The 12,252-nt window shown below is 60.8% G+C and carries 7 protein-coding genes and 1 pseudogene; 7 read left to right on the top strand and 1 reads right to left on the bottom strand.

The window, feature by feature from the left end:
• The first annotated feature begins 58 nt into the window (after nucleotides 1-58).
• The 6 genes from rplK to rpoC all read left to right on the top strand — a co-directional run bounded on the left by rplK (nucleotide 59) and on the right by rpoC (nucleotide 11,283).
• Nucleotides 59-490: a 50S ribosomal protein L11 gene (rplK, locus tag P7F60_RS04775; RefSeq protein ID WP_277916577.1), complete on the top strand. Its 432-nt coding sequence runs from the start codon at nucleotides 59-61 to the stop codon at nucleotides 488-490.
• Nucleotide 491: 1 nt separating this feature from the next.
• The gene (gene rplA / locus P7F60_RS04770; RefSeq protein ID WP_277916576.1) at nucleotides 492-1,190 is read left to right on the top strand and encodes a 50S ribosomal protein L1; all 699 of its coding nucleotides are present in this window, start codon (nucleotides 492-494) and stop codon (nucleotides 1,188-1,190) included.
• Between the two features lie 340 nt (nucleotides 1,191-1,530).
• The gene (gene rplJ, locus P7F60_RS04765) at nucleotides 1,531-2,049 is read left to right on the top strand and encodes a 50S ribosomal protein L10 (RefSeq protein ID WP_277916575.1); all 519 of its coding nucleotides are present in this window, start codon (nucleotides 1,531-1,533) and stop codon (nucleotides 2,047-2,049) included.
• 57 nt (nucleotides 2,050-2,106) lie between these two features.
• The gene (gene rplL / locus P7F60_RS04760; RefSeq protein WP_277916574.1) at nucleotides 2,107-2,484 is read left to right on the top strand and encodes a 50S ribosomal protein L7/L12; all 378 of its coding nucleotides are present in this window, start codon (nucleotides 2,107-2,109) and stop codon (nucleotides 2,482-2,484) included.
• Between the two features lie 257 nt (nucleotides 2,485-2,741).
• Nucleotides 2,742-6,881, top strand: coding sequence for a DNA-directed RNA polymerase subunit beta (gene rpoB, locus P7F60_RS04755; protein WP_277916573.1), 4,140 nt, complete (start codon nucleotides 2,742-2,744; stop codon nucleotides 6,879-6,881).
• 190 nt (nucleotides 6,882-7,071) lie between these two features.
• A complete protein-coding gene (rpoC, locus tag P7F60_RS04750; RefSeq protein WP_277916572.1) occupies nucleotides 7,072-11,283 on the top strand; it encodes a DNA-directed RNA polymerase subunit beta' in 4,212 nt (1,403 codons plus the stop codon).
• Between the two features lie 91 nt (nucleotides 11,284-11,374).
• Here the strand turns inward: rpoC and P7F60_RS04745 are convergent, their stop codons facing one another.
• The gene (locus P7F60_RS04745; RefSeq protein WP_277916571.1) at nucleotides 11,375-11,668 is read right to left on the bottom strand and encodes a transcriptional regulator; all 294 of its coding nucleotides are present in this window, start codon (nucleotides 11,666-11,668) and stop codon (nucleotides 11,375-11,377) included.
• A gap of 503 nt (nucleotides 11,669-12,171) precedes the next feature.
• On the opposite strand from P7F60_RS04745, the pseudogene P7F60_RS04740 reads away from it, so the two are divergent.
• Nucleotides 12,172-12,252, top strand: a pseudogene (locus tag P7F60_RS04740) (30S ribosomal protein S12); the annotation flags it as partial.

The raw sequence follows: 12,252 nt of genomic DNA, 5'->3' as shown, positions 1-12,252 counted from the left end.
GGACGGACGTCCGGCATCATCGGCCGGTTTTCCGGCCTCTTTAGAAAGGCAGAGAGTTATGGCTAAGAAAGTCATGGGCCAGCTCAAGCTGCAGGTAAAGGCTGGGTCGGCCAATCCGTCCCCGCCGATCGGTCCTGCACTTGGTCAGCGCGGCATCAACATCATGGAATTCTGCAAGGCGTTCAACGCCGCCACGCAGGAAATGGAAAAGGGTATGCCGATCCCGGTCGTCATCACCTATTACCAGGATAAGTCCTTCACTTTCGCGATGAAGCAGCCGCCGGTCAGCTACTTCCTCAAGAAGGAAGCGAAGATCCAGTCCGGCTCGAAGACGCCGGGCAAGGGCGCTGCCGCCGCCAAGCTCACCAAGGCTCAGATCAAGTCGATCGCGGAAGCGAAGATGAAGGATCTGAACGCCGCCGATATCGAAGGCGCAATGGCCATGATCGAGGGCTCCGCCCGCGCCATGGGTCTGGAAGTGGTGGCATAACATGGCAAAGCTCGCAAAGCGCATTCAGAAGATCCGCGAAGGCATCGACCCCACCAAGCTGGTCGCTCTCACGGACGCCATCGCCCTCGTCAAGGAGCGTGCCACCGCCAAGTTCGACGAAACCGTCGAAATCGCCATGAACCTCGGCGTCGACCCGCGTCACGCCGACCAGATGGTTCGCGGTGTGGTCAACTTGCCGAACGGCACGGGCCGCGACGTTCGCGTCGCCGTCTTCGCACGTGGCGCCAAGGCTGACGAAGCCAAGGCTGCCGGTGCAGACATCGTCGGCGCCGAAGACCTGCTCGAAATCGTCCAGGGCGGCAAGATCGACTTCGATCGCTGCATCGCCACCCCGGACATGATGCCGCTCGTCGGCCGCCTCGGTAAGGTTCTCGGCCCGCGCGGCATGATGCCGAACCCGAAGGTCGGTACGGTCACGATGGACGTCACCGGTGCCGTCAAGGCATCCAAGGGCGGCGCCGTCGAGTTCCGCGTCGAGAAGGCTGGTATCATCCATGCCGGTATCGGCAAGGCCTCGTTCGATGCCAAGGCTCTCGAAGAGAACATCAAGGCATTCGCCGACGCCGTCATCAAGGCGAAGCCGGCTGGTGCCAAGGGCAACTACCTGAAGCGCGTCGCCATCTCCTCGACGATGGGCCCGGGCGTCAAGGTCGAGCCGTCCTCGGTCACCGCCGCCTGATTTTTCAAGTTTTCCGGACTTTCACTCGTCCGGATTTAAAGATTTCCGGCCCTTCGGGGCCGGAGATTTCCGGAGTTATCCGGAACTCCTGTCCGAGATTGCAGGTGGTTTTCCCTTAATCACTTGGCCTGCATGAGACGGGTGAGACCCGAGTTTTAAAGCGTTTCCAAACGCTTTCGGTTCGAACCTAGAGTGCCTTTTGCCTGGAGCTACGGCGACAGCGCGGAGGGGACAGGATCCTCAAGCGTCGCTTTGGATCTCCTTTCGAGGAGATTGTTGGCGGCAAAGGCAAACCCGATGGGACTTGCAGGATTGCGGTCCCGTCTACTGGAGACAGACAGTGGAAAGAGCGGAAAAACGCGAATTCGTCACGGAGCTGAACGAAGTCTTCAAGGCTTCCGGTTCGGTTGTCGTGGCCCACTATGCTGGTGTCACAGTTGCGCAGATGAACGACTTCCGTTCGAAGATGCGCGCTGCTGGCGGCACCGTCAAAGTCGCGAAGAACCGCCTGGCCAAGATCGCTCTTCAGGGCACGGAGTCCGAAGGGATGACAAATCTCTTCAAGGGCCAGACGCTGATCGCTTTCAGCGCCGACCCGATCACGGCTCCGAAAATCGTCATGGATTTCGCCAAGACCAACGACAAGATCGTTGTTCTCGGTGGCGCCATGGGGGCAACGACGCTCAATGCGGATGCAGTCAAGTCGCTCGCGACCCTGCCTTCGCTGGACGAACTGCGTGCAAGACTGGTGGGTATGATTCAGACCCCGGCCACGCGCATCGCAGGCGTTGTCCAGGCACCGGCGGCACAGCTCGCCCGCGTGTTCTCGGCATATGCCAAGAAGGACGAAGCCGCGTAAGGCGGTTTTCGCTGTACAATTTAAACCAGTTCGAACCGAACAAAAGGAACTACTACAATGGCTGATCTCGCAAAGATCGTTGAAGACCTGTCCGCCCTGACCGTTCTGGAAGCCGCTGAGCTTTCCAAGCTGCTCGAAGAAAAGTGGGGCGTTTCCGCCGCTGCTCCGGTTGCTGTTGCTGCTGCTGGCGGCGCTGCTGCCGCTGCTCCGGTCGAAGAAGAAAAGACCGAGTTCGACGTCATCCTCGCTGATGCCGGCGCCAACAAGATCAACGTCATCAAGGAAGTCCGCGCCATCACCGGTCTCGGCCTCAAGGAAGCCAAGGACCTGGTCGAAGGCGCTCCGAAGGCTGTCAAGGAAGGCGTTTCCAAGGCTGAAGCCGCTGATCTCAAGAAGAAGCTTGAGGATGCCGGCGCCAAGGTCGACGTCAAGTAATATCGGAATGCTCCGGGAGAGGTTTTCCTCTCCCGGATTTCGCATCCCTTCAAACATATTACCCAAAAGCCGCGGTGAAAAACGGCTTTTGGGTAATGGGTTCTTCAAGAGGATGGTTCCGGACGGGAACGTGCAGGCAATCCGGCCCACGCTTTCGCCCCGGAACGAGTTTGAACTTCCCATTGATCGACGGGATCGACTGGCCAGCGAACCCCGTCCGTTGCAGGCCCGGATGCACAAAGTTTGAAGGAGCGACGATGGCTCAGACCCTTTCGTATAATGGTCGCAGGCGCGTACGCAAGTTTTTCGGAAAAATCCCAGAAGTCACGCAGATGCCGAACCTCATCGAGGTTCAAAAGGCATCCTACGATCAGTTCCTCATGGTCGACGAGCCCAAGGGCGGTCGTCCGGACGAGGGGCTGCAGTCCGTTTTCAAGTCCGTTTTCCCGATCACCGATTTTTCCGGTGCATCGATGCTCGAATTCGTCTCCTATGAGTTTGAACCTCCGAAGTTCGACGTCGAGGAATGCCGTCAGCGTGACCTCACCTTCGCGGCGCCGCTGAAAGTGACCCTGCGTCTCATCGTGTTCGATATCGACGAGGATACGGGCGCGAAGTCGATCAAGGACATCAAGGAACAGTCCGTCTACATGGGCGACATGCCGCTCATGACCGACAACGGCACGTTCATCGTCAACGGTACCGAGCGCGTCATCGTCTCCCAGATGCACCGTTCGCCCGGCGTGTTCTTCGATCACGACAAGGGCAAGAGCCACTCCTCGGGCAAGCTGCTGTTCGCCGCCCGCGTCATCCCCTATCGCGGCTCCTGGCTCGACATCGAATTCGACGCCAAGGACATCGTCTATGCGCGTATCGACCGTCGCCGCAAGATTCCGGTGACGTCGCTCTTGATGGCGCTCGGCATGGATGGCGAGCAGATCCTCGAGACCTTCTACACCAAGTCGCTCTACGAGCGCGACGCCAAGGGCGGCTGGCGGATTCCGTTCCAGCCGGAGGTGCTGAAGGGCACCAAGACGATCAACGACATGATCGACGCAGACAGCGGCGAAGTCGTGGTCGAAGCCGGCAAGAAACTGACCCCGCGCCTGCTGCGCCAGCTTACCGAGAAGGGCCTGAAGGCCCTGCAGGCGACGGACGAAGACCTGTACGGTAACTTCCTGGCGGAAGACATCGTCAACTATTCGACGGGCGAGATCTATCTCGAGGCCGGCGACGAGATCGACGAGAAGACCCTGCCGGTCATCCTGAATGCCGGTTTCACCGAGATTCCGGTTCTCGGCATCGACCATATCAATGTCGGCGCCTATATCCGCAACACGCTTGCTGCGGACAAGAACGAGAACCGCCAGGACGCGCTGTTCGACATCTACCGCGTCATGCGTCCGGGCGAACCGCCGACCATGGAATCGGCCGAAGCGATGTTCAACTCGCTGTTCTTCGACGCCGAGCGTTACGACCTGTCGGCCGTCGGTCGCGTCAAGATGAACATGCGTCTCGACCTCGACGTCGCGGACACGGTGCGCACGCTGCGCAAGGACGACATCCTGGCCGTGGTCAAGATGCTGGTCGAGCTGCGTGACGGCAAGGGCGAGATCGACGATATCGACAATCTCGGCAACCGCCGCGTCCGTTCGGTCGGCGAGCTGATGGAAAACCAGTATCGCCTCGGCCTGCTGCGCATGGAGCGCGCCATCAAGGAGCGCATGTCGTCGATCGAGATCGACACGGTCATGCCGCAGGATCTGATCAACGCCAAGCCGGCCGCGGCTGCCGTGCGCGAATTCTTCGGTTCGTCGCAGCTGTCGCAGTTCATGGACCAGGTGAACCCGCTTTCGGAAATCACCCACAAGCGCCGTCTCTCGGCTCTTGGTCCGGGCGGTCTGACCCGTGAGCGCGCCGGCTTCGAAGTCCGCGACGTTCACCCGACCCATTACGGCCGTATTTGCCCGATCGAAACGCCAGAGGGACCGAACATCGGTCTGATCAACTCGCTCGCGACCTTCGCCCGCGTCAACAAGTACGGCTTCATCGAAAGCCCGTACCGCAAGATCGTGGACGGCAGCGTTACCAACGACGTGGTCTACCTCTCCGCCATGGAAGAGGCCAAGTACCATGTCGCGCAGGCCAACTCGCCGCTGAACGCCGACAATTCGTTCGCGGAAGAGTTCGTCGTCTGCCGTCATGCCGGCGAAGTCATGCTCGCCCCGCGCGATAACATCAACCTGATGGACGTTTCGCCGAAGCAGCTCGTTTCGGTGGCGGCGGCGCTCATCCCGTTCCTTGAGAACGACGACGCCAACCGCGCGCTCATGGGCTCGAACATGCAGCGTCAGGCCGTACCGCTGGTGCGCGCCGAAGCGCCGTTCGTCGGCACCGGCATGGAACCGATCGTGGCTCGCGACTCCGGCGCTGCCATCGCGGCCCGTCGTGGCGGTGTGGTCGACCAGGTCGATGCCACCCGTATTGTTATCCGCGCCACGGAAGACCTCGATGCCGGCAAGTCGGGCGTCGATATCTACCGCCTGCAGAAGTTCCAGCGTTCGAACCAGAACACCTGCGTCAATCAGCGCCCGCTGGTGACGGTCGGTGACGTCCTCAACAAGGGCGACATCATTGCCGACGGTCCGTCGACGGATCTGGGCGATCTGGCTCTCGGCCGCAACGCGCTCGTCGCGTTCATGCCCTGGAACGGCTACAACTACGAAGACTCGATCCTGATGTCGGAGCGTATCGTTTCCGACGACGTGTTCACCTCCATCCACATCGAGGAATTCGAAGTGATGGCGCGCGACACGAAGCTGGGTCCGGAAGAAATCACCCGCGACATTCCGAATGTTTCGGAAGAAGCGCTGAAGAACCTGGACGAAGCCGGTATCGTGTATATCGGTGCGGAAGTTCAGCCGGGCGATATCCTGGTCGGCAAGATCACGCCGAAGGGTGAAAGCCCGATGACGCCGGAAGAAAAGCTTCTGCGCGCCATCTTCGGCGAAAAGGCTTCCGACGTTCGCGACACCTCGATGCGCATGCCTCCGGGCACGTTCGGGACCGTCGTCGAAGTGCGCGTCTTCAACCGCCACGGCGTTGAAAAGGACGAGCGCGCGATGGCGATCGAGCGCGAGGAAATCGAACGCCTCGCCAAGGACCGCGACGACGAACAGGCGATCCTCGACCGCAACGTCTACGGCCGCCTGGTCGACATGCTGCGCGGCCAGGTCTCCGTCGCCGGTCCGAAGGGCTTCAAGAAGGGCGTCGAGCTTTCCAACGCCATCGTCTCGGAATATCCCCGCTCGCAGTGGTGGATGTTCGCCGTCGAGGACGAGAAGGTGCAGGGCGAGATCGAAGCGCTCCGCGGCCAGTACGACGAATCCAAGTCGCGCCTCGAACAGCGCTTCATGGACAAGGTCGAGAAGGTCCAGCGCGGCGATGAAATGCCTCCGGGCGTCATGAAGATGGTCAAGGTCTTCGTCGCCGTGAAGCGCAAGATCCAGCCGGGCGACAAGATGGCCGGCCGTCACGGCAACAAGGGTGTCGTGTCGCGCATCGTGCCGATCGAAGACATGCCGTTCCTGGAAGACGGCACGCATGTCGACATCTGCTTGAACCCGCTTGGCGTTCCCTCGCGCATGAACGTCGGCCAGATCCTCGAAACCCACCTCGCATGGGCATGCGCAGGCATGGGCAAGAAGATCGGCGACATGCTCGAAGCCTATCGCAAGACGATGGACATCTCCGAGCTGCGCAGTGAGCTGACCGAGATCTACGCAAGCGAAGCCCATGACGAGGTCAAGCGGTTCGACGACGAGTCGCTGGTGAAGCTTGCCGAAGAGGCCAAGCGCGGCGTTTCGATCGCCACGCCGGTCTTCGACGGCGCGCATGAGCCGGACGTTGCCGCGATGCTGAAGAAGGCGGGCCTGAACGAATCGGGTCAGTCGGTCCTGTATGACGGCCGTACCGGTGAAGCCTTCGACCGCAAGGTGACCGTCGGCTACATGTACATGATCAAGCTGAACCACCTGGTCGACGACAAGATCCATGCCCGTTCGATCGGCCCGTACTCCCTCGTGACCCAGCAGCCGCTGGGTGGCAAGGCGCAGTTCGGCGGACAGCGCTTCGGGGAAATGGAAGTCTGGGCTCTGGAAGCATATGGTGCGGCTTACACGCTGCAGGAAATGCTCACCGTCAAGTCGGACGACGTTGCCGGCCGCACCAAGGTCTACGAGGCCATCGTGCGTGGCGACGACACGTTCGAGGCCGGTATTCCGGAAAGCTTCAACGTTCTCGTCAAGGAAATGCGCTCGCTCGGCCTTTCCGTCGAACTGGAGAATTCCAAGCTCGACGAGAATGGCGGCCAGCAGCTTCCCGACGCCGCGGAATAAGGATCGACAGGGTGCGCGCCCACGCCGGCGCGCACCGTTCCCGTTTCGAGCCAGCTTTTCGCCGGGCTGGAAACGGGGATTTTTGCCGCATTCTGCGGTTACCGTCGTTTAATGCGTCCGGCCCGGTTCCCGGGAATTGCCGGGCAGGGACGCAAGTTGAGGGCTTCGCCAGCCCCATAAGGAGATAGGCATGAACCAAGAGGTCATGAACCTTTTCAACCCGCAGTTGCCTGCGCAGACCTTCGATTCCATCCGGATTTCGATTGCGTCTCCGGAGAAGATTCTGTCGTGGTCCTACGGTGAGATCAAGAAGCCGGAAACCATCAACTACCGCACGTTCAAGCCCGAGCGTGACGGCCTGTTCTGCGCGCGCATCTTCGGCCCGATCAAGGACTACGAGTGCCTGTGCGGCAAGTACAAGCGCATGAAGTACAAGGGCATCATCTGCGAAAAGTGCGGCGTCGAAGTGACGCTGTCGCGCGTTCGCCGCGAGCGCATGGGCCATATCGAGCTGGCAGCGCCGGTTGCCCATATCTGGTTCCTGAAGTCGCTTCCCTCGCGCATCTCGACGCTGCTCGACATGACGCTGAAGGATGTCGAGCGCGTTCTCTATTTCGAGAACTATATCGTCACCGAGCCGGGCCTGACCGCGCTGAAGGCGAACCAGCTTCTGTCCGAAGAAGAATACATGATCGCCGTCGACGAATATGGTGAAGACCAGTTCACGGCGATGATCGGCGCCGAAGCCATCTATGAAATGCTGGCGTCGATGAACCTCGACAAGCTGGCCGGCGACCTGCGCTCTGATCTGGCCGACACCACGTCGGATCTGAAGCAGAAGAAGCTGATGAAGCGGCTGAAGATCGTCGAGAACTTCATCGATTCTGGCAACCGCCCGGAATGGATGATCATGAAGGTCGTTCCGGTGATCCCGCCGGACCTGCGCCCGCTGGTTCCGCTGGACGGCGGCCGTTTCGCGACGTCGGACCTCAACGACCTGTATCGCCGCGTCATCAACCGTAACAACCGTCTGAAGCGCCTCATCGAGCTGCGCGCACCGGGCATCATCATCCGCAACGAGAAGCGCATGCTTCAGGAATCGGTTGACGCCCTGTTCGACAACGGCCGCCGCGGCCGCGTCATCACCGGTGCCAACAAGCGTCCGCTGAAGTCGCTGTCCGACATGCTCAAGGGCAAGCAGGGCCGCTTCCGCCAGAACCTGCTCGGCAAGCGCGTCGACTATTCCGGCCGTTCGGTCATCGTGACCGGTCCGGAACTGAAGCTGCACCAGTGCGGCCTGCCGAAGAAGATGGCGCTCGAACTGTTCAAGCCGTTCATCTACGCCCGCCTCGACGCCAAGGGTTTCTCCTCGACCGTCAAGCAGGCCAAGAAGCTGGTTGAAAAAGAGAAGCCGGAAGTCTGGGATATCCTCGACGAGGTCATCCGCGAGCATCCGGTGCTGCTGAACCGCGCACCGACGCTGCACCGCCTGGGCATCCAGGCCTTCGAACCGATCCTGGTCGAAGGCAAGGCGATCCAGCTGCATCCGCTCGTCTGCACCGCCTTCAACGCCGACTTCGACGGCGACCAGATGGCCGTTCACGTTCCGCTGTCGCTGGAAGCGCAGCTGGAAGCGCGTGTGCTGATGATGTCGACCAACAACATCCTGCATCCGGCCAACGGCGCCCCGATCATCGTTCCTTCGCAGGACATGGTTCTCGGCCTGTACTACCTGTCGATCCTGAACCAGAACGAGCCGGGCGAAGGCATGGCCTTCTCGGACATGGGCGAACTGCACCATGCTCTGGAAAACAAGGTCGTGACGCTGCACGCCAAGATCCGCGGCCGCTTCAAGTCCGTCGATCTCGATGGCAATCCGGTGTCGAAGATCTATGAAACGACCCCCGGCCGCATGATCATCGGCGAGTTGCTGCCGAAGAACGGCAATATTCCGTTCGATATCTGCAACCAGGAGATGACCAAGAAGAACATCTCCAAGATGATCGACACCGTCTACCGCCATTGCGGCCAGAAGGACACGGTCATCTTCTGCGACCGCATCATGCAGCTCGGCTTCACCCATGCCTGCCGCGCCGGCATTTCGTTCGGCAAGGACGACATGGTGATCCCGGACAGCAAGGCGAAGATCGTCGGCGACACCGAGTCGCTCGTCAAGGAATACGAGCAGCAGTACAATGACGGCCTGATCACCCAGGGCGAAAAGTACAACAAGGTCGTCGACGCATGGGGCAAGGCCACCGAAAAGGTCGCGGAAGACATGATGGCCCGCATCAAGGCCGTCGAGTTCGACCCCGAGACCGGCCGCCAGAAGCCGATGAACGCGATCTACATGATGTCCCACTCGGGTGCCCGCGGTTCGCCGAACCAGATGCGCCAGTTGGGCGGCATGCGCGGCCTGATGGCCAAGCCGTCGGGTGAAATCATCGAGACGCCGATCATCTCGAACTTCAAGGAAGGCCTGACCGTGAACGAGTACTTCAACTCGACGCACGGCGCCCGTAAGGGTCTGGCAGACACCGCCTTGAAGACCGCGAACTCCGGTTACCTGACCCGCCGTCTCGTCGACGTCGCCCAGGATTGCATCGTCAATCTGGTCGATTGCGGCACGCCGAACGGCCTGACCATGACCGCCATCGTCGACGCCGGCCAGGTGGTCGCTTCGATCGGCGCCCGCGTCCTCGGCCGCACGGCGCTCGACGACATCGATCATCCGATCACGGGTGAGCGCATCGTCGATGCCGGCAAGATGATCCTCGAAGCCGACGTCGTCGAAATCGAGAAGGCCGGTATCCAGTCGATCCGCATCCGCTCGGCCCTGACCTGCGAAGTGCAGACCGGCGTTTGCTCGATCTGCTATGGCCGCGACCTCGCGCGCGGCACGCCGGTCAACATGGGCGAAGCGGTCGGCGTCATCGCGGCGCAGTCGATCGGCGAGCCGGGCACCCAACTCACCATGCGTACCTTCCACCTGGGCGGTACGGCGAACGTGGTCGACCAGTCGTTCCTGGAAGCGTCCTATGAAGGCACGATCCAGATCAAGAACCGCAACATGCTGCGCAACTCGGACGGCAATCTCGTCGCCATGGGTCGTAACATGGCGGTCGCGATCCTGGACGAGCGTGGCGTCGAGCGGTCTTCGCAGCGCGTGGCCTACGGCTCCAAGCTGTTCGTGGACGATGGTGACAAGGTCAAGCGCGGCCAACGTCTGGCCGAGTGGGATCCCTACACCCGTCCGATGATGACGGAAGTGGAAGGCGTCGTTCATTTCGAAGACCTGGTCGATGGCCTGTCGGTTCTCGAAGCGACCGACGAGTCCACCGGTATCACCAAGCGCCAGGTTATCGACTGGCGTTCGACGCCGCGCGGCTCCGACCTGAAGCCGGCGATCGTCATCAAGGATGCCGGCGGCAACGTCATGAAGCTGTCGCGCGGTGGCGAAGCCCGCTTCCTTCTGTCGGTCGATGCGATCCTGTCGGTCGAACCGGGTCAGAAGGTCAGCCAGGGTGACGTGCTTGCCCGTTCGCCGATGGAAAGCGCCAAGACCAAGGACATCACCGGCGGTCTGCCGCGGGTTGCCGAACTGTTCGAAGCGCGTCGTCCGAAGGATCACGCCATCATCGCAGAAATCGATGGCACGATCCGCCTGGGACGCGACTACAAGAACAAGCGTCGCGTGATCATCGAGCCGTCGGAGGACGGTGTCGAGCCGGTCGAATACCTGATCCCGAAGGGTAAGCCTTTCCATCTTCAGGAAGGCGACTACATCGAGAAGGGCGACTACATCCTCGACGGCAACCCGGCGCCGCACGACATCCTGGCGATCAAGGGCGTGGAAGCACTCGCTTCCTACCTCGTCAACGAGATCCAGGAAGTCTACCGTCTGCAGGGCGTTGTCATCAACGACAAGCACATCGAAGTGATCGTGCGCCAGATGCTGCAGAAGGTGGAGATCACCGATGCGGGCGACTCGACCTATATCGTCGGCGACAATGTCGACCGGATCGAGCTGGAAGACACCAACGATCATCTGATCGAAGTGGGCAAGAAGCCGGCTTCGGGCGAACCGGTGCTGCTCGGCATCACCAAGGCCTCGCTGCAGACGCCGTCCTTCATCTCCGCCGCGTCCTTCCAGGAAACGACGAAGGTGCTGACGGAAGCGGCGATCGCCGGCAAGACCGACACGCTGCAGGGTCTGAAGGAAAACGTTATCGTCGGCCGCCTCATCCCGGCCGGTACCGGCGGCACCATGACCCAGATCCGCCGTATCGCCACCTCGCGCGACGAGCTGATCCTCGAAGAGCGTCGCAAGAGCAGCGGGGCAGGAACCGCAACGCCAATGTTGCAGGATCTCGCCGGCGAGAACGCACCGGCCGCCGAATAATCGGCCGGCCTCCGAGACAAGACAAAACGCCCGGAGCAATCCGGGCGTTTTTGTGTTTCAACCTGCTTGAGAAAGGAAGGGCAGAGGCGGATCAGCCGAAGCGGATGATCGCGACTTCGCCTTCGAGCGCGCCCTGATAGGCGGAGGCGTGCGGTTCGTCGACCGGCGGTTCGGTGATGGTGCCGATCTGGTCGAGGTCAGCTTCGAGGAAACCTTCCTCCTGCAGCGCGTTTAGCGTCATGCGCACGGCGGAATCGTCATCCGGCGCCTGCAGCATCACATGCAGTTCAATCCCTTCGCCATCCTTCTCCAGATATGCGCGGCCGATAACGATGAAGACGAAGGGGGAATCGTTGTGGTTGTCGTTGTCATAGGTGGAAATCATGAGATCGTCCTTTCCGCGGGAAAACCGCCCGCGACTCGCCCGATGCGAGTCGGAAAACTGGCTGCGGCCGCTGGCGCGGCGCCCCTGACTAGCAGAAGAGCAGGGCTTCACGGAGAATTATCTTGCGCCGAATGAGGATTGCCGGCAATTTTAGTCGGAAACGCGGCGCAAGCCGCCGCGTCAGGCCGCGCGCGGTGACAATATACGCAAATGCCCTTGACGTTTAGGGGTTTAATCAGTAGTACGCCGCACATCGGTTCCCATGCAAGGCATGGCTTTACGGGTTATTGCGCCCGGAAATGGCTTCTCGCAAGGTACCAAAACGCACGTTGACATGAAATGCCGCTCGCAAGACGCGTGACCCTCACACGTCCTCTGGTTCCCGTGGTCCATCCGTCGAACGCGGATAGGGCCACGTTTGTGCATGAAAGACGCGTGTGCTCGTCGCCGGAAACGGCAGGAAAACGCCCGCAAGGGCAAGTTTAGTCGCAAGGGATGGTTCAATGCCTACCGTAAACCAGCTGATCCGCAAGCCTCGCCAGGCACAGGTCAAGCGTAACAAGGTTCCTGCCCTGCAGGAAAAT

Source organism: Rhizobium sp. YJ-22 (assembly GCF_029601685.1).
In the GTDB taxonomy this organism is placed as follows: Bacteria; Pseudomonadota; Alphaproteobacteria; order Rhizobiales; family Rhizobiaceae; genus Metarhizobium.
The sequence above is the reverse complement of the archived record's forward strand: the minus strand, read 5'-3'. Positions and strand labels throughout refer to the sequence as shown.